The sequence below is a fragment of the Dokdonella soli genome (genome assembly GCF_039523175.1).
Classification (GTDB): domain Bacteria; phylum Pseudomonadota; class Gammaproteobacteria; order Xanthomonadales; family Rhodanobacteraceae; genus Dokdonella_A; species Dokdonella_A soli.
On the sequence record NZ_BAAAEU010000032.1, the window covers coordinates 75,444 to 93,085 of the forward strand.

Consider the following 17,642-nt stretch of genomic DNA (forward strand, 5'->3'; position numbering starts at 1 on the left):
TGCTAGCATCGCGCGAAATTTTGCGAGAAGCGTTTCATGCAGAACCAGGCCATCGCGGTCGGCCGCCGCCTCGATCAAGTGCGCTATGACATCCGGGGCCCGTTGAGCCGGCGCGCGCACGAGCTCGAGGCCGAAGGCCATTCGGTCCTGCGCCTCAACATCGGCAACCCCGGCCTGTTCGGCTTCCGTGTGCCGCAGCACCTGCGCGATGCGATCGCGAACGCATTGCCGAAGAGTGAGGCGTATTGCCACCAGCAAGGCCTCGTCGAGGCGCGCGAAGCAGTCGCTGCGCAGCATCGGCGCAACGGCGCCGCGGCCGTGGCCGAGCGCGTGTTCATCGGCAACGGCGTCAGCGAGCTGATCGACCTCAGCCTGCGCGCGCTGCTCGATCCCGGCGACGAGGTGCTGATCCCGGCGCCGGACTATCCGCTGTGGACCGCGGCGACGCGCCTCAATGGCGGCCAGCCGGTTCATTACCCGTGTCCGCCGGAGCGCGCGCATCTGCCCGATCCGGACGAAATCGCCGCGCTGGTCACGCCGCGCACCAAGGCGTTGGTGATCATCAATCCGAACAATCCGACCGGCGCGGTGTATCCGCGCGAGATCCTCGAAGCGCTGGTTGCGGTCGCGGCACGCCACGGACTGGTCCTGCTCTGCGACGAGATCTACGACAGCGTGCTCTACGACGGCGCGCACTTCGAACCGCTCGCACCGCTTGCGGGCGAGGTGCCCTGCATCAGCTACGGCGGCCTCTCGAAAGTGCACCTCGCCTGCGGCTACCGTGTCGGCTGGCTCTCGGTCACCGGCGCCGCGCGTCGCCTCGGCGATCTGCTGCATGCGCTCGACCTGCTCGCTTCCTTGCGCCTGTGCAGCAACGTCACCGCGCAGTGGGCGATCAAGCCTGCACTGGAAGGGCCGAACGAGATCGGCGCGCTGACCCAACCCGGCGGACGCCTGCACGCGGCGCGCGAGGCGATCTGCAACGGCGTCGCGCGCAGCGCGTTCCTCCAGCTGGTGCAGCCGCAAGGCGCGCTGTATGCGTTCCCGAGTGTCGATCCGGAGCGCTTCCCGGACTTCGACGACGAGGCGTTCGCGCTGGCGCTGCTCGAACACGAGCACATGATCCTGGTGCCTGGATCGAGCTTCAACATCGCCGCGCGCAATCATTTCCGCGTGACCCTGCTGCCGGAACCGGTGGTGCTCGACGACGCATTTGCACGCATCGAGCGCGAACTGGTGCTCACCGCGGAGCGCGCGGCTTCGAAGCGGCGCGTGGCCTGATCCACCGATGACGGATTGCCGCTTCCTCGCACTTGGTGATTCCTACACGATCGGCGAAGGTGTCGCGCCGCAAGAGCGCTGGCCGGTGCAACTCGCGCACCGGCTGCGCGCGGACGACATCGCGATCGGCGAGCCCGAGATCATCGCGAAAACCGGCTGGACCACTGACGAGCTGTCTGCCGCGATGGATGCCGCGGCGTTTTCGCCGCCGTACGCCTTGGTCACCTTGCTGATCGGCGTGAACAACCAGTACCGCGGCCGCGACCTCGACAACTACCGCGCGGAATTCGGTGCCTTGCTCGCTCGCGCGATCATGCTCGCGGGCGGTCGCGCCGATCGCATCCTCGTCGTCTCGATTCCGGACTGGGGCGTGACGCGGTTTGCGCGCGAGCCCGGGCGCGATCCGGAGCGGATCGCCGCACAGATCGACGCGTTCAACGCGGCCGCGCGCGCGATCGCCGCGGAACGCGAAGTTGCCTTCGTCGACGTGACCGGAATCTCGCGCGAAGCCGGCGACGCGGACGACCTGCTGGTCGGCGACGGCCTGCATCCGTCGGCGCTGCAGTACACACGCTGGACCGCGGCGATCCACGACGCGGCGAAGCGCTCGCTCGCCCCAGGCTGAGCGAGCCGCGCAGGATCCGCACCGCGCAACCCAAACCGGTAACTGGTTGAACTACAACGGCTTCAGGATACCGGCTGCCCGCCGCCAGCATAGCCGCGCGCGCGATTCCGTAACACGGTGCGCAGGCAGGACCGGTACCGAATCACAAATTCTCCCGAAATCAGCGCCGGCTTAACGCAAGCCAAACAACTCCCCAAAAATCCTTTGCTAAGTTCGCCGCTCCTCGAGGTCGGCCAGACAGCCGGCGGCCTCTTCGCGGTCCCAAAAGGGGAGCACCACCGATGCCATTCAAACGAATGACAGCCTTGTTTTTGCTCGCTTTTTTGGCGACTTGCAGTACATATTCGTTGGCCGTGCCCGCGTCAGGCGTCGATATTGGCGCTTGGGGAATGGATGCTTCGTCCGCGATCGCCTCGACCGCGATGCCGGCGTCCGGCGCATTCCTGCCTTCCGAGGAATCCGCGCAACCGGCGCAGGCCGCCACGGCGTCGACCGAGCCGGCTCCTGCCGGTACGCGCCTGCGCAAGCTGCTGACCGACTTCGCCGTGACGCTGCGCGACATCCGCTACCGCCGCGGCGGCCGCGAACCCTCGACCGGCTTCGATTGCAGCGGTTTCGTCCATTACGTGTTCCGGCACAGCGTCGGCCAGGACCTGCCGTCCGACTCGGCCAGCCAGTTCGCCGCCGGCGCCAAGGTCGACCGCGCCGACATGAAGACCGGCGACCTGGTGTTCTTCCATACGCGCGGCAAGCGCGTCTCGCACGTCGGCATCTATCTCGGTGACGGCCGTTTCATCCATTCGCCGTCGACCGGCAAGCGGGTCAGCATCGACCGCCTCGACGAGTCGTACTGGTCCCGGCGTTTCATCGGCGCGAAGCGGCCGAACGGGCTCTCTTAGAACCGGCGCTTCGGTTTCCATCCCCCCGGACGCGTTGCACGTCCGGGTGCGCGGGCGCTTTTGAGTTCATCGCACTGCCCGCATATTGAAGCGACCCCTCATGGGAGCATCGCGCGATGGGCAAGCATCACCTCGGCCGATCCGGCATTCCCGTGCAGCCACTTGCACTCGGCGGCAACGTGTTCGGCTGGAGTGCCGACGAGCCGACTTCGTTCGCGGTGCTCGATGCGTTCGTCGACACCGGCCTGAACCTGATCGACACCGCCGACGTCTACTCGGCCTGGATACCCGGCAACCACGGTGGCGAGTCCGAAACGATCCTCGGTAAATGGCTCGCAAGGAGCGGCAAGCGCGACCAGGTCGTGATCGCGACCAAGGTCGGCAAATGGCCGAAACATCGCGGTCTCTCGCCCGCGAACATCCAGGCAGCCGTCGACGAATCGCTGCAACGCCTGCGCACCGACATGATCGATCTCTACTTCGCGCATGAGGATGATCCCTCGGTGCCGCTCGCGGACACGCTCGGCGCGTTCGCGCGACTGATCGAACAGGGCAAGGTGCGCGCGATTGGTGCGTCGAACTACAGCGCCGCGCGGCTCTCCGAAGCGTTCGCGACCAGCGCAAAACACGGACTGCCGCGCTACGAAGTATTGCAGCCCGAATACAACCTGGTCGCTCGCAAGGACTACGAAAGCGAGCTGGAACCGCTGATCCGCAAGGAGCAGATCGGCGTGACCTGCTACTACGCGCTCGCGAGCGGCTTCCTGACCGGCAAATACCGCAGCGAGGCCGACCTCGGCAAGAGCGCTGCGCGCGCGAAGTCGGTCGGCAAGTATCTCAATGGCCACGGACTGCGCGTACTCGCCGCGCTCGACGATGTCGCGCGACGCCACGCGGCGACGCCAGCGCAGGTCGCGCTGGCCTGGCTGATCGCACGCCCCGGCATCAGTGCGCCGATCGCGAGCGCGACCAGCGTCGCCCAGGTCAAGGAACTCGCCGGTGCGACGAAACTGAAACTGGCGCCCGACGACATCGCACACCTCGACCAGGCGAGCGCCTGATCCGCAACGGCGCACCGCGCGCTCAACTCAACGGCTTGCGCCCGACGAAGCGGTAGTACGGCACGCGTGCAAGTGGCAGGTACGGCACCGGCGAACGCGCCTCAACGACTTCGCTTTGCGGCAGCATCGTCCGCAATGCCGGAAGATGCCCGGCGTCCAGGCGCACGCCGTCGTGCGCGAACCAGGCCGGCCAGAAGCGGCGCGTCAACGCACCGTGACGCACGCCATCACCGGCCTCGCGCGACGCCGGCGACACGTAGAAGTCGACGACGCCGAGTACGCCGCCGGGCTTGAGCATCGCAATGGCATTTGCGATCGCGCGGCGCCAGTCCGGGATCATCGTCAGCGCGTACGAGAGGATGACCGCATCGACCGGCTGCGCGGGTTGCCAGGTCGTGGCGTCGGCCTCGATCGCACACAGCTGCGGAATGTGGCGTGCACGCTCGCGCGCTCGGGCAAGCAGCGGCGCGCACAGGTCGACGATCGTGATCGATTCGATCTGCGCAAGCCGTTCGCCGAAGAACTCCGCGTTGCGGCCGGTGCCACCGCCGAGTTCGACGACGCGCGCGCGTTCCGGCAACGGCAGGCCGGCGATCAGTTCCGCGCGGCCTGCGAGCAGGCGTTCGCGAAAGCGGTCGTACTGGTCGGACTGCGGGCCGTAGAACGCGGACAGCGCCTGCGCATGCGAATCCCCGCGCGGCATCCCGCGCAGCAGGCGCGCCAGCACCGCGGCATCGCCGCGCAGAGCTTCAAGCCGGAACATCGGCGATCACGAACCCTGCGTAGGTATGCACACGATCGCGTGGCTGCAGCGAGTCGGCTTCGGCGTCCATGAAGCGGAACGCATCGCGCAGTCGCACGTGATCCAGACCGATGCGTATCTCATCGAGATACGTCGGCCGCGCCTGCGCACTGCGCAGCAGGATGCGTGCACCGGGCGCCGCGCGCGTGCGGATTGCTTCCCATTCCTCGACCAGTGCGGCCGGATGGTAGGAGCTCATCCAGTCCATGTGGTCGAGCAGCACGAAACGCGAGACCGGTTCGTCGTGCTCATGCAGGAATTCCGTCACCGTCGTCGTGTGCACCTCGATGCGATCGACCAGCCCTTCCTTCAACCGCGCAAAGTTCGCCTCCTTGAGATATTCGGGACAGCAATCGCGACGGTAACGGCCGGTCATGTAGACGTGCCAGAAATAGTTGTCGGCGAGCGGCAGCTGTCGGAATACGTATTGCACCGCGCTGCGGATGAAGCCGGAAACGCCATCGTCGTGCTGTGCTTCGACCAGCTTGCGCTGCGGATACGGCACGCCGAGCAGACTCATCACGAACTGTCGCGAGATCACCCAATTGACCGGCTTGCTCCAGAGCTGCGGCGCGATGCGCTCGTCATAGATCGCCTGCTGCTCGGCGACATCGCGCGCGCGAAACAGGTCCGCCATCGCGGTACGCAGGCGCGGACGCGTCGCGAAGTAGGCACGCACGCCGCGCGCGACCAATCCGGAGAGGCCATGAAAATAGAAACTGCCGCGCTTGCTGGTGAACCAGTTGCCGTGGCGGTCCCACCAGGTCTGCGCGAACTCCGACAGCTCGCTGCGCAGGTGCCCGCGATACAGCTCCGCGAAGCGCGCGTGATAGCCCTCGCCGAAGATCGCGAAATAGTCGTCGAACGCGAGCTTGCGGATGCCGGCGATCTTGAGTTCGAGCAGCGCGTTCTGGCGCGGGTTCGCGTCGACCGCATAAATGCGCCGCGGCGCTTCCAGTGCGTAGTCGAGCGCATTGCAGCCGGCACTGGTGATGACCAGCACGGTGTCGTCCGCACCGAGTGCGAGCGCGCGGCGATCGACCGCGGGATCTTCCCAGCAGGTGTTGTAGACCAGACTGCGCGAGTAGATCGCGTCGAAGATCTTCTGGTCGAGCTTGTCGCGCAGATTCGGAGTGGACATCGGTTGAGATTCGCGGCGATCCGAGGCGATCGTTCCCGTGCGGACGCTAGCCTTTGGATATGACAGCCATGTGTTCGACATACGCGCTTTCCCGAAGCGCCTGACTCGCGGCGACGTTGTCACCGTGATGCAACGCCAGCGCAACCGGGGCGAGATCGAAGTGACCTACGCTTAGGCAGGCTCCCAGCGAGGATGCGTGATGACGCGACTCTCGTTTCGCAGCGTGTTCGTTTCCGATGTACATCTCGGCCTCGCCGATTGCCAGGCCGTCTATCTGCTCGACTTCCTGCGCTCGATGCAGTGCGAACGCCTGTACCTGGTCGGCGACATCGTCGATCTCGAGAACATGGCGAAGCGGCCGTTCTGGCACGCCAGCCACAGTGCAGTCGTCGCCGAGATTCTCGCGATCGCCGCACGCGGTACCAAGGTCACCTATATCCCCGGCAATCACGACGCCGAACTGCGCCGTCTCGCCGGACAGCGCATCGCCGGCATCGAATTCGCGCTCGATGCGGTGCATGTCGGCGCAGACGGACGCCGCTACCGGGTCAGCCATGGCGATGAATACGACAGCAGCACCGCGACACCGGCGTGGCTGCTCAGGCTTGGCGACGTGCTGCAGGGCTTCATCTGCGCGACGAACCGGCGTTGCAACGCGCTGCTGCGCCGCTTCGGGCTGCGCTACCGGCCGCTGTCGATCATGATCAAGCGTCGCATCGCGACCGCGTGGCGCTTCATCCAGGGCTTCGAGACGAGGGTCGCCGAACACGCGCGCGCGAACGGCTTCGACGGCCATATCTGCGGGCACATCCACTACGCGCACATGCACGACCATGACGGCGTGCTCTACCTCAACGACGGCGACTGGGTCGAGCACTGCACGACCCTGGTCGAGCATCGCGATGGCGCGCTCGAACTGCTGCACTGGACGGAGCAGCGGCTGACGCTGGCGCACCGTGCGGCGGACATCCCGGCATCGATTGCGTTGCCGGTGGCGGCCTGAACGCGCTGAAGACGTGCGATCATGCGGGCCATGGAGGGCTCGCTCCCCAAGCAACCATGATCTGCGCGACTCCGCCGGACCCTCCCCCTCGTTCGACAGGCTCAGGACAGGCCAAGCCCTCTCCCCGAGGGAGAGGGGCTTTCAGGCATACGGCCTAAAACGGCGGCGGCAGTTCGTACACGTAGACCGAGACGGTTGCGGTCGCTGTGCCACCGCGACCGTCGGACACCGTGTACTCGAAGTAGTCCTGGCCGAACCAGCCGTGGATCGACTGGTAGTGCACGGTGCCGTCCGGATTGATGCTGACCGTGTTCACCGGGATCTGGCCGGTGTGCTTGACCGAGACCACCGTCAGCGGATCGCCGTCCGGATCGGACGCGGCCTGCAGCACCGGGATGTCGATCGACGAACCCTTGAGCACGCGTACCGACAGCGGACCGGCAACCGGTACCAGGTTCGGCGTGACCACCGTGATGTGGACCGTCGCGGTCGCGGTGCCGCCACGTCCGTCGCTGATCGTGTAGGTGAAGCTGTCCGCACCGAGATAGCCGGTGGCCGGCGTGTAGGTGACGCCGTTCGCGGCGACGGCTGCGCTGCCGTGCGCGGGCGTCGATACCGCGGTCACGGTCAGCGTATCGCCATCCGGATCGCTGTCGTTCGCAAGCACATTGATCGGGTTGTCGACCGAGTTCTGGTTGACCGTCGCGCTGTCGTCGCGCGCGACCGGCGGTTTGTTGAGGTACTGCTTCGGGCCGAGCGTGGTCGTGCGGGTGGTCTTCTCGAAGCGGTACACGTCGACCGTGCGCTTGTGCTCGGCCGGATTGCGCAGCGCACGCTCGATCCATGCCGGCGGCGCCTTGACCGGTTCCTTGACCCACTCCATGACCGATTTCGGCGGCGGCGCCGGTGGCGGCGTGGTCGTGGTTTCCTCGATGGTCAGGAACTCGATATCGACGCGGCGGTTCTTCTGCCGGTTCGCCGCGGTATCGTTCGGATAGGCGGGATGCAGCTTGCCCTCGCCACGCGCATCGATCTGGTCGGCTGCGATGCCATGCGCAACGAGATAACGCTTCGCACTGTCCGCGCGACGCTCGGACAGCTTCTGGTTGTACGCGACCGAACCGACCGAATCGGTGTGGCCGACCACGCCGACGCGGCTCACGCGGCTCGGCGATTTCAGCTTCGCGATCAATTCATCGAGTGCCGCGATCGCATCCGGCCTCAGGTTGGAGCGGTCGAAGTTGAAGAACGCGTCGCCGTCGAGTTTGACCTCGTTGCGCATGACCTGCGGTTCGGCCGGCACCGGCGCCGCGTCCGGCGCACGCCGTTCGACCTCGACCATCTTGTAGGGCTCACGCGGCCGGGCATTCTGGCCGATGTCATAGCGCAGCAGCAGCCAGCCGCGGGTGTCGTTCTTGTCGATCTCGAAATCGCCGCTCTTGTGCAGGCTCTCGCCGAGCAGCGACACGCTGAAGCCGCTGTTCGCGAAATACTTGTCGAGGCCGAGCGACAGCGTCCACTGGTCCGAGCTGTACTTGCCGCGCTCGTAGTCGAGGCCACCGCGCAGACGCAGCAGCGGTTCGTCGAAGTACTTGCCGAAGCGCGCGCCGATGCCGTTCTCGTACGGATGCTCGAACGCGCGGGTCAGCGTGTCGATGGTCTGCGTCTGCGTGTAGTCACCCTGCGCGTCGCTGCCGGTGAGCTGCGTGATGTCGGTGGTCAACCGCGTGTTGACCAGTCGCGTGCCCGACGTCGCATGCATCAGGTAGCCATCGACCGAGAAATCGTTCTTCTCCCAGCCCAAGCCTAGCGAAACCTTGCGGTCCTTCCAGGCGTTCTGGTCGAACGCGCCGAACACCTTCAGCACGCTGGGACGGTCGGGATGCTCGATCGCATCGTCGATGCTGCCGCGCAGCCAGTGATAGTCGACCTGCGCACCGCCGGCACCGCCCTGGCCGAGCCAGAGCTCACCCAGCCAGGCGTGCTCATCGGTCTTGCCGAAGATGCCGAGGACTTCACCGAGCACGTCGCCGTGCTGGTCGACGCCGAGCGAGACGCGCGCATTCGATCCGACATACGTGAGCGGAATCGTCGTATCGACGGGCGGTGGCGGTGCGCTCGATTGCGCGAATCCGGTGGACGACAACGCGAAGCCGATCGCGATCGGCAGCATTTTACGACGAGCCATGACACCCTCCCGAGCCAGTGCGGTCTTCCCTTCGCAAGCTTCCGGACAGGATCTGCGCCTTCGCCCAGCGGCAGCTCGGAATCGAGTGCCCCGGAATGCGTCCGCAGCGCTGGATTCCGGCATTCGCCGGATGACGGTCAGTTCGGAATTCCCCTTGCGCCGCGGATTATTGCCCATAACTCCTTGGCGACCAAATCCCGCCGCCGCCACTGCGGCGTATCATTCGCAATCCACCCCACGGAATCCGCCATGTCGCTTGCCCCCGCCACGCGCGCCCGCATCGAGGCGCTGCTCGCCAGCCACCGCGTCGTCCTGTTCATGAAAGGCTCGCGCGACGCGCCGCAATGCGGCTTCTCGGCGGCTGCAACGGACCGCTTGAACGCGCTGCTCGACGACTATGCGACGGTCGACGTGCTCGCCGACGAGGAAATTCGCGCCGGTATCAAGGAGTTCGGCAACTGGCCGACGATCCCGCAGCTCTATGTCGACGGCGAACTCGTCGGCGGCGCCGACATCGTGCAGTCGATGTTCGATTCCGGCGAGCTGCATCGCGTGCTCGGCGTCACCGAACCGGACCGCACGCCGCCGGCGATCACGATCTCGGACACTGCGGTCGCCAAGGTTCGCGCCGCGCTGGCCGACGCGGGCAAGCTGAAGCTGTTCCTCGTCGTCGACGGCCGCTTCCAGCCGCAGTTCCAGCTGCGCGAGCCGGGCGATCACGACATCATCGTCGTCGCGAACGGCCTCGAGATCCATTTCGACGTCGCCAGCGCGCAGCGTGCGCGCGGCGCCAGCATCGACTGGGCGAACACCCCGCACGGCGAGGGCCTTGCGATCCACCTGCCGGCCGCGCCGCAGGCGGTGAAGTCGCTCGACGTGCACGCGCTGAAGCGTCGCCTCGACTCCGGCGACGTCACTGTGATCGACGTGCGCCCGGATGCCGACCGCGCGCGCGCGCCGTTCGCGCAGGCGGAGGTGCTGACGCCGGACACGCACGCACGCCTGACCGCACTACCCAAGGACACCCCGCTCGCGTTCCTGTGCCACCACGGCAATTCCAGCCGCAGCGCGGCCGAGCACTTCCGCGAGCACGGCTTCACCGACCTGTACAACGTCGAGGGCGGTATCGAGGCGTGGGCGGTCGAGATCGATCCGTCGGTGCCGCGGTATTGATGCAGTAGCCCCATGCTTTCGCGCGCACGCTTTCGTAGGAGCGGCTTCAGCCGCGATGCTCTTCAAGCCCTCCCCTTCAAGGGGAGGGTTGGGTGGGGATGGTGTTCACCACGCTGCGTGAAGCATCGCGGCTGAAGCCGCTCCTACAGTTCCTTGCAAGCGCGCCCGGCGCTACTCGATGTCTTCCTCGAAGCGCAGATGCTTCACGCTGCGCCCGTTGCGGCGCACGAGTTTCAGCGCCTCGATGCCGACCTTGATGTGCGCCTCGACGAAGTTCGCGGTGATCGCACGGTCGCTGGCCTCGGTCTTCACGCCCTCCGGGATCATCGGCTGGTCGGACACCAGCAGCAGTGCGCCCGTCGGAATGTGGTTTGCGAAGCCGGCCGCGAAGATCGTCGCGGTTTCCATGTCGATCGCCATGCTGCGCGTCTTGCGCAAATACTCCTTGAATGCGCTGTCGTGCTCCCAGACGCGGCGGTTGGTCGTGTAGACCGTACCGGTCCAGTAGTCGTGGCCGAGGTCGCGGATCATCGTCGATATGACGCGCTGCAGCTGGAACGCGGGCAGCGCCGGTACCTCGGGCAGCAGGTAGTCGTTCGAGGTGCCCTCGCCGCGGATCGCCCCGATCGGCAGGATCAGGTCGCCGAGCTGGTTCTTCCTCTTGAGTCCGCCGCACTTGCCGAGGAACACGACCGCCTGCGGCGCGATCGCCGAAAGCAGGTCCATCGTGGTCGCCGCATTCGGGCTGCCCATGCCGAAGTTGATCATCGTGATGCCGTCGGCGGTCGCGTTCGGCATCGGCCGGTCGCGGCCCTGCACCGGCACACCGTGCCATTCGGCGAACAGATCCACGTAGTGGCCGAAGTTGGTCAACAGAATGTGCTGGCCGAATGCGTCGACGGGCGTGCCGGTATAGCGCGGCAACCAGTTCTGGACGATCTCGCTCTTGCCTTTCATGACGTCGATTTTCGCAGTTCGCCGGGCCAGCGCGCAATGCGAACCCGATCAGTGCGCGAACAAGGTCCACAGCGCCCACAGCACGAACGCGCCATAAACCACGGCACCGATCGAACCGAGCGTTCCCGCCGCCACCGACCAGCGCTCGTAGATGACGTCCGGCCGCGGTCGCAAACGCATCGCACGCCAGTCCGACAACGGCGCGCGCAGCGACCACGCGAGCGCAGCGAGGCCGAAGCAGGCAGCCAGCCACAGCAGCGAGCGCCACAACGGGAACGGTTGCACGTCGCCGCCAGCCGCGACGAGCACGCGCGCGCCGGCATTCAACGTACTGAGCAGCGCGAGCAGCACCGCGATCGCGAAGGAACGGCCGAGGCTGCCCGCGGTCACGCATACGCCTAGCGCGGCAAGCGCCCATGCGAACGTCGCACGCCAAAGGCCGGTGCGATCGAACATCTCGCGCGTGCAGGTGCCACGTTCGAAGCAGCTGCGCTCGCCTGCGCGATGACGCGCGAGTTCGGCGCCATGGTCGAGCTCCGGCGTGCGGTATTCGTTGCCGCCACGGCGTACGGCGAGGTCGAGCGCGGGGATCGCCAGCGAAGATTCCGCCGCGACGAGCTCGAGGCGATGGTCGTCGTTGCCGCGACCGCTGCGGATCCAATCGATCGGTTCCGCATCGGTCTTCCAGCCGAGATCGGCCATGCTCACGCACCATAGCGTCACCTCAATGCCCGGCTCGAAGCGGGAGCCGCCTCGGGACTCGCAACGCAAGCTCTTGTCGCGCTCGCCGTCCCAGGACATCACCAGTCGCACCGGCGCCAGTGCGGTCGAGGTGATCGTCGCGGAAGTGAGGTTGCGCACCTTCACCGCAGCCCTCAGGTCGTGGTAGCGGTCGATGTCGATGCTCCACAGGCCCGAGGCGACCGCGTTGAGCTTTCGCCCGCGCGACATGTCCTCGCCCGCGACGAACAGCTCGAGCATTGCCGGCGCCAACGCAGTGTCGATGCGCACGGCGACGGTTTTCGCGAGGACATCCGCACGCAGCGCGGCCAGCTCCGCCGCGTTGCCGCGGCCGGCTTCGATCGCCTCGCCAACGGTTGCGAGCGCCACGGGTTCGTCACGACCGAGGAAGCGGCGCCATGCACGCGCCTGCATCCAGCGTGCATAGGCGGCGGAGTCTTCCATCTGCTGCAACGCATAGAGCTCGGCGAACACATCCGCGTCGCCCGTATCGTCGCCGGGCAGCGGGCGCGCGCGCAGCGCACGCATGGCCGGGCTGTCGGCCGCGGCCGGCGGCACGTAACGCGGCCCTTCGTAACGCGCCGGCCAGAGCAGGCCCGCGCCGAAGTAGAGCGCCAAGCCCAGCAGCAGAACGGTGACGATGCGCATGCGATTCCCCTATCGACCAGCGCATTCTATCCGCGCGCTCATCCTCAGTGAGGGCGCGTAGCGGGCATAATCGGACACTCGACCGGAGGTGGCGACATGCCGTGGATCGTCCTGCTCCTTGCACTGGCGGTGTTTGCCGTGCTCGCGTTCCGCGGCCTCGGCTTCCTCGCCTGGGTCGCCGCCGCTGGCACGCTGCTGCTTGGCTGGCGGCTCGCCGGTGTCGCGCACCCGTACCTGTTCGGCGCGTGCGTAGTCGCCGCGATCGCGCTGGCGCTGCTGTCCGGCCTGCCGCCGCTGCGCAGACAACTGGTCTCGCGCTTCGTGATGCCAATGTTCGCGAAAGTGCTGCCGCGGCTCGGCGACACCGAGCGCATCGCGCTCGAGGCCGGCACCGTCTGGTGGGATGGCGACTTGTTCGGCGGCATGCCGGACTGGCAGAAGCTGCTCGATTTCCAGCCGCCGCCGCTCAGCGCCGAGGAGCAGGCGTTTCTCGACGGCCCGACCGAGGAACTGTGCCGGCGCATCAGCGACTGGGACATCTACCAGCAGCGCGATCTGCCAGCGCCGATCTGGGACTTCATCAAGGAACAGCGCTTCCTCGGCATGATCCTGCCGAAGGAACACGGCGGCCTCGGTTTCTCCGCGCTCGCGCATTCGCGAGTGGTCACGCGTATCGCGAGTCGCTCGGTCACCGCCGCAGTCACCGTAATGGTGCCGAACTCGCTCGGCCCCGGCGAACTGCTGCTGCATTACGGTACCGCTGCACAGAAACAGAAATATCTCTCGCGGCTCGCGCGCGGCGAGGAGATTCCGTGCTTCGCGCTGACCGGTCCCGAAGCCGGTTCCGACGCGGCCGCGACGCAGTCCGATGGCATCGTCGAGAAACGCACGATCGACGGCCAGGAAGTGCTGGGCCTGCGCCTGAACTGGAAGAAGCGCTACATCACGCTGGCGCCGGTCGCGACCTTGATCGGACTCGCGTTCCGCCTCAAGGACCCGAACAAGCTGATCGGCGACCGTGAGGACCGCGGCATCACCTGTGCACTGATCCCGCGCGCGACGCCGGGCGTCGAGATCGGCCTGCGCCACGATCCGATGGGCGTGCCGTTCCAGAACGGCCCAATCGTCGGCAAGGATGTGTTCGTGCCGCTCGACGAGGCGGTGATCGGCGGCCGCGAGCAGATCGGTCATGGCTGGCGCATGCTGATGGAATCGCTCGCCGCCGGGCGCTCGATCTCGCTGCCAGCGCTGTCGATCGGCGCCGCGCAGCTCGCGACGCGCATCTGCGGCGCCTACGCCACGGTACGTGAGCAGTTCGACACGCCGATCGGCCGCTTCGAGGGTATCGAGGAGCCGCTCGCGCGCATCGCCGGACTCACCTACGTGATGACCGCGACGCGAAATCTCACCTGCGGCGCGCTCGATGCCGGCGAGAAGCCTGCGGTAATCGGCAACATCGCGAAGGCGTACCTGACCGACGCGATGCGCCAAGTCATCAGCGATGCGATGGACATCCGTGCCGGCTCGGCGATCCAGCGCGGCCCGCGCAACACGCTCGCACGCGCCTGGGACGCGGTGCCGATCGGCATCACGGTCGAAGGCGCGAACATCCTCACGCGCTCGATGATCGTCTATGGCCAGGGCGCGATCCGCTGCCATCCGTTCGTGCAGAAGGAGATCGATGCGATCGCGAAGAACGATCTCGCCGCGTTCGACCGCGCGATCTTCGGCCACGTCAACCTGTTCGCGACGCGCGCGATCCGCGCCAAACTGCTCGCGTTGACCGGCTCGCGCCTGGCCGACGTGCCGCGAACCGAGGACACGCACCGCTACTATCAGCACCTGTCGCGCTTCTCGGCCGCATTCACCATCGTGTCGGACACCGCGATGGGCACGCTCGGCGGCTCGCTGAAGCGCCGCGAGAAATTGTCGGGCCGCCTCGCCGACGCGCTCGCGTACCTGTATCTGGCGAGCTGCGCGCTGAAGCGCTACCACGACGAACCGAAGACGCGTCCGAACCATGCGCTCGCGTGCTGGTCAGCGGAGCTGTGCTTGTACCGCATCCAGGAAGCACTGCTCGGGGTACTCGACAACCTGCCGGTGCGCTGGGCCGCGGTGCTGCTCAAGCTCGCGATCTTTCCGCTCGGTGCGCGCTTCCGGCCGCCCTCGGACCGGCTTGGCACGGAAGTCGCGCGCGATATCCTCGAGGACCGCGAGGCACGCCGCACGCTGACCGCCGACGTATTCGTGCCGCCGCCGGATGAACCGGGCCTCGGCGCTCTCGAGGCCGCACTCGACAAGGCGGTGCGCGCGATCCCGATCGAGACCAAGCTGCGCGACGCGGTGCGCGCCGGCCGACTCGACCGCGCGCCGGGCTACATGCTCGACGACCTCGGCGTCGCCGCGGGCGTGATCTCCGGTGTCGAATACGACCTGCTCAACGAGGCGCGCGACGCGCGTGACGAGGTGATCGCGGTCGACGCGTTCGATCCGGAGGTCTACAAGACATTGCATTGACCGGTGTGCAGGCGCGGACCCCGCAAGTACCGGCCAGGCATGCCGGCACAGCATGGCCGCCTCCATGTTCTTTCCGGCACCGAAATGCACGACGGTCGCGCCCCTGTGTCATGGCGCCGTACACAGGTGGAGTGAGCCGCCGCCACGATGCCCGATGAATCCCGGGTCGCACTATGCTGGTGCGCCCCTGACCTGCAGCCTTACGCCATGACCGCCACCTGGTATTTCGATTTCATCTCGCCGTTCGCGTACCTGCAGCTGCCGAAAGTGCTCGCGTTGCGTGCGCGTCTCGACATCACGCCGAAGCCGATCGTGTTCGGCGCGGTGCTGTCCCATCACGGTCAACTCGGCCCTGCCGAAATTCCCGGCAAACGCGAATTCACCTACCGCTTCGTGCAGTGGCAGGCGGACCACGACGGCGTGCCGCTGCGCTTTCCGCCTGCGCATCCATTCAATTCGCTGGCCGCGCTGCGGCTGTGCATCGCAGCCGGCGCGAGCTGGGACGCGGTCAGCGCGATCTTCGATCACCTCTGGCGCGACGGACACGGCGGCACGAACGCCGTTGAGCTCGCCAATGTCGGCCGCATGCTCGGCATCGGCGATGTCGCCGCGGCGATCGCCGACGAAGCGGTCAAATCCAGCCTGCGCGCGAATACCGACGCGGCGCTTGCCGCTGGCGTGTTCGGCGTACCGACCCTGCGCGTGGGCGGCGAGCTGTTCTGGGGCAACGATGCGAGCCCGATGATCGATGCGTTTCTCGACGACCCCGACCTGTTCCGGTCGGCAGCGTATCAACGTATCAACAGCCTGCCGACCGCTGTCAGCCGCACACGCTGACCGCAGCGCCTAATGCTCGGGAATCAGTGCTCCAGTAATTCCCGGATGCGTGCTGACCAAGTTGCGGCCACCCGATTTCGCGCGATACAGCGCGGCATCGGCGCATTCGATCAGGTCCTCGGGCGTCTGCATCCGGGCGTCGAGCGCGGCGACGCCGATGCTCGCGGTCAGCGCGATGTGCGTGTCGGAAACTTGCATGCGCATCTCCTGCAGGCGTTGACGGATGCGTTCGGCGACGACTTCCGCGTTCGCCGCGGCCGCGCCCGGCAGCACGACCAGGAACTCCTCGCCACCGTAGCGGCCGAGCGCGTCACCCTGGCGCAGCTCGCTCGCGATCGGAGCTATCACCGCGCGCAGGCACTGGTCGCCGGCCCGATGGCCGTGGCTGTCGTTGACGCACTTGAAATGGTCGAGGTCGAGGAACAGCAGCGACAGCGGCTCGTCGCTGTCGCGGGCGTGCAGGAACGTGGCACGCAGCCGTGCGAGGATCGCGCGCCGGTTCAGCGCGCCGGTCAGCGCATCGCGCTCGGCGAGCCGGTGCGCGAAATCGCGCTCGTGTCGCATCGCCAGCGTGTGATCGGCCAGGCCGAACGAGAGCACGATGCTCGCGAACGTGAACGCCGCGGGCAATCCGAACTCGAGCCACACCGGCAATGGCCAGTGCAGCAGCAACTGCAGCACGCGCACGATCACGAACGTCAACCCCGGAATCCAGGCGCACAGATAGAAGCCGCCGCGGCGGCTGCCATGCTGCCAGGCGAGCACACCGGCAACGGCCAGGAGCGGTGCCGCGACCAGCAGGATCAGCGCCAGCGCGTCCTCGACCCACCATCCTGGCGAGAACTTCGGAATTGCCGCGCAGATCGCCAATGCACCGAGCGGCCAGCACAGCGCGCCGAGGAACCGATTGAGCCGCGGCGCGAATTGCGCGAGATCCAGGAACACGCTCGAGAACAGGAACAACAGAATCGCCGCGAGCGATGCGGCCAGCCATGCCGGGCGCGCCTGCAGTGGCGCGAGCAGGTCGAACAGCGGCAGCTCGTAGCCGATGCCGAACGCATAGAGCTCGTAGAGCACAAGGAACAGGACGTGGCCGACGAAATACCCGTACATGCGTTCGCGCATGACGAGGAAGAAGCAGAGCATGACCAGCAGGGTCGCGAGCTGGATCGCCGGAAACAGCACGTCGAGCCGGCCATGCGCGAGGTCGACGATGCGCGCTTCGGTGATGTGATTGAGCTCGACGCGACGCGGAATCGCGCGTTCGGGTCCGACATGCAGATAGATCGGCGTGTTCGACTTCAGCTTCCGCGACAGCACGAACGCGAGTGCGTGCCGTGTGAAGCCGTTGTTTGCCTGCGTGTCGTAGATGCCGTACGTCACCGCCGCGTACCCCGGCGGTGCGTAGACGGTGACCTCGAGGCCCTGCGGATCGGCGATGCTGAGCAGGGCCGGACGATCGTCGTTCCAGTCCTCGGCCAGATTCAGGCGATACCAGATGTCACGGTCCCGCAAAGGCGTGATCACCGCATAAGGCTGGGGCACGAAGGTGTTCGCATAGGCACCCGCGATGATCTCCGCCGGGGCGATGGCAGGGCCGTCCGGAACGAAACGCCCGACCGCGAGCGGCACCCCTGGCGCGCGGGCGCACCCGCCCACCCATGCCAGCAACAGCAGGATTGTCACTCTCAACCAGGCGCGTTTTGCTGAATTCAGCCGCTTCACCGTGGTGATCCGGGACCTTCCCGCATGCAAAGCAAGTTGCGCGC

At 66.8% G+C, this 17,642-nt stretch carries 14 protein-coding genes; 8 read left to right on the forward strand and 6 right to left on the reverse strand.

The features are described 5' to 3' along the window. Positions 1-36: 36 nt before the first annotated feature. The 4 genes from ABD002_RS19180 (at position 37) to ABD002_RS19195 (ending at position 3,866) form a co-directional block, all read left to right on the forward strand. Positions 37-1,281, forward strand: coding sequence for an aminotransferase class I/II-fold pyridoxal phosphate-dependent enzyme (locus ABD002_RS19180; protein WP_343794146.1), 1,245 nt, complete (start codon positions 37-39; stop codon positions 1,279-1,281). 7 nt (positions 1,282-1,288) lie between these two features. Next, a complete protein-coding gene (locus ABD002_RS19185; protein ID WP_343794148.1) occupies positions 1,289-1,906 on the forward strand; it encodes an SGNH/GDSL hydrolase family protein in 618 nt (205 codons plus the stop codon). A gap of 389 nt (positions 1,907-2,295) precedes the next feature. After that, complete coding sequence (locus ABD002_RS19190) at positions 2,296-2,805, forward strand: C40 family peptidase (RefSeq protein WP_343794150.1); 510 nt, start codon at positions 2,296-2,298, stop codon at positions 2,803-2,805. 116 nt (positions 2,806-2,921) lie between these two features. Continuing rightward, positions 2,922-3,866, forward strand: a complete 945-nt coding sequence (locus ABD002_RS19195; protein WP_343794152.1) for an aldo/keto reductase — start codon at positions 2,922-2,924, stop codon at positions 3,864-3,866. A 22-nt stretch (positions 3,867-3,888) separates the two neighbouring features. On the opposite strand, the gene ABD002_RS19200 is transcribed toward ABD002_RS19195, so the two are convergent. Further along, positions 3,889-4,629, reverse strand: coding sequence for a class I SAM-dependent methyltransferase (locus ABD002_RS19200; RefSeq protein ID WP_343794154.1), 741 nt, complete (start codon positions 4,627-4,629; stop codon positions 3,889-3,891). Then, the gene (locus tag ABD002_RS19205) at positions 4,616-5,809 is read right to left on the reverse strand and encodes a BtaA family protein (RefSeq protein ID WP_343794156.1); all 1,194 of its coding nucleotides are present in this window, start codon (positions 5,807-5,809) and stop codon (positions 4,616-4,618) included. Before ABD002_RS19205 ends, ABD002_RS19200 begins: the two co-directional genes overlap by 14 nt. Positions 5,810-6,008: 199 nt before the next feature. On the opposite strand from ABD002_RS19205, the gene ABD002_RS19210 reads away from it, so the two are divergent. Beyond that, positions 6,009-6,812 carry a UDP-2,3-diacylglucosamine diphosphatase gene (locus tag ABD002_RS19210; protein WP_343794158.1) on the forward strand — a complete coding sequence of 268 codons (804 nt, stop codon included), beginning with the start codon at positions 6,009-6,011 and terminating at the stop codon, positions 6,810-6,812. A 154-nt stretch (positions 6,813-6,966) separates the two neighbouring features. Here the strand turns inward: ABD002_RS19210 and ABD002_RS19215 are convergent, their stop codons facing one another. Then, positions 6,967-9,000: an Ig-like domain-containing protein gene (locus ABD002_RS19215; protein ID WP_343794160.1), complete on the reverse strand. Its 2,034-nt coding sequence runs from the start codon at positions 8,998-9,000 to the stop codon at positions 6,967-6,969. Between the two features lie 249 nt (positions 9,001-9,249). Between ABD002_RS19215 and grxD the strand changes: the two genes are divergently transcribed. Further along, positions 9,250-10,173 (forward strand): Grx4 family monothiol glutaredoxin, encoded by a 924-nt coding sequence (grxD, locus tag ABD002_RS19220; protein WP_343794162.1) that lies wholly within the window; start codon positions 9,250-9,252, stop codon positions 10,171-10,173. A gap of 171 nt (positions 10,174-10,344) precedes the next feature. Here the strand turns inward: grxD and ABD002_RS19225 are convergent, their stop codons facing one another. Both ABD002_RS19225 and ABD002_RS19230 read right to left on the reverse strand, forming a co-directional pair. Beyond that, positions 10,345-11,130, reverse strand: a complete 786-nt coding sequence (locus ABD002_RS19225; protein WP_343794164.1) for an AMP nucleosidase — start codon at positions 11,128-11,130, stop codon at positions 10,345-10,347. A 48-nt stretch (positions 11,131-11,178) separates the two neighbouring features. Beyond that, positions 11,179-12,519 (reverse strand): hypothetical protein, encoded by a 1,341-nt coding sequence (locus ABD002_RS19230; RefSeq protein ID WP_343794166.1) that lies wholly within the window; start codon positions 12,517-12,519, stop codon positions 11,179-11,181. Positions 12,520-12,615: 96 nt separating this feature from the next. Here ABD002_RS19230 and ABD002_RS19235 point away from each other — a divergent pair, with 96 nt between their 5' ends. Beyond that, complete coding sequence (locus tag ABD002_RS19235) at positions 12,616-15,036, forward strand: acyl-CoA dehydrogenase (RefSeq protein ID WP_343794168.1); 2,421 nt, start codon at positions 12,616-12,618, stop codon at positions 15,034-15,036. Positions 15,037-15,243: 207 nt separating this feature from the next. Further along, positions 15,244-15,873 (forward strand): 2-hydroxychromene-2-carboxylate isomerase, encoded by a 630-nt coding sequence (locus ABD002_RS19240; protein WP_343794170.1) that lies wholly within the window; start codon positions 15,244-15,246, stop codon positions 15,871-15,873. A 9-nt stretch (positions 15,874-15,882) separates the two neighbouring features. Here the strand turns inward: ABD002_RS19240 and ABD002_RS19245 are convergent, their stop codons facing one another. Continuing rightward, on the reverse strand, positions 15,883-17,598 hold the full coding sequence (locus ABD002_RS19245; protein ID WP_343794172.1) for a sensor domain-containing diguanylate cyclase: 1,716 nt from the start codon (positions 17,596-17,598) through the stop codon (positions 15,883-15,885). Positions 17,599-17,642: the final 44 nt, after the last annotated feature.

Excerpts from the sequence above, each read along its gene's own strand:
- ABD002_RS19215 (WP_343794160.1), bottom strand. The coding sequence starts at position 9,000 with ATGGCTCGTCGTAAAATGCTGCCGATCGCGATCGGCTTCGCGTTGTCG.
- ABD002_RS19195 (WP_343794152.1), top strand. The coding sequence starts at position 2,922 with ATGGGCAAGCATCACCTCGGCCGATCCGGCATTCCCGTGCAGCCACTT.
- ABD002_RS19225 (WP_343794164.1), bottom strand. The coding sequence starts at position 11,130 with ATGAAAGGCAAGAGCGAGATCGTCCAGAACTGGTTGCCGCGCTATACC.
- ABD002_RS19230 (WP_343794166.1), bottom strand. The coding sequence starts at position 12,519 with ATGCGCATCGTCACCGTTCTGCTGCTGGGCTTGGCGCTCTACTTCGGC.
- ABD002_RS19235 (WP_343794168.1), top strand. The coding sequence starts at position 12,616 with ATGCCGTGGATCGTCCTGCTCCTTGCACTGGCGGTGTTTGCCGTGCTC.
- ABD002_RS19240 (WP_343794170.1), top strand. The coding sequence starts at position 15,244 with ATGACCGCCACCTGGTATTTCGATTTCATCTCGCCGTTCGCGTACCTG.
- ABD002_RS19180 (WP_343794146.1), top strand. The coding sequence starts at position 37 with ATGCAGAACCAGGCCATCGCGGTCGGCCGCCGCCTCGATCAAGTGCGC.
- ABD002_RS19190 (WP_343794150.1), top strand. The coding sequence starts at position 2,296 with ATGGATGCTTCGTCCGCGATCGCCTCGACCGCGATGCCGGCGTCCGGC.
- ABD002_RS19185 (WP_343794148.1), top strand. The coding sequence starts at position 1,289 with ATGACGGATTGCCGCTTCCTCGCACTTGGTGATTCCTACACGATCGGC.
- ABD002_RS19210 (WP_343794158.1), top strand. The coding sequence starts at position 6,009 with ATGACGCGACTCTCGTTTCGCAGCGTGTTCGTTTCCGATGTACATCTC.
- grxD (WP_343794162.1), top strand. The coding sequence starts at position 9,250 with ATGTCGCTTGCCCCCGCCACGCGCGCCCGCATCGAGGCGCTGCTCGCC.
- ABD002_RS19205 (WP_343794156.1), bottom strand. The coding sequence starts at position 5,809 with ATGTCCACTCCGAATCTGCGCGACAAGCTCGACCAGAAGATCTTCGAC.
- ABD002_RS19200 (WP_343794154.1), bottom strand. The coding sequence starts at position 4,629 with ATGTTCCGGCTTGAAGCTCTGCGCGGCGATGCCGCGGTGCTGGCGCGC.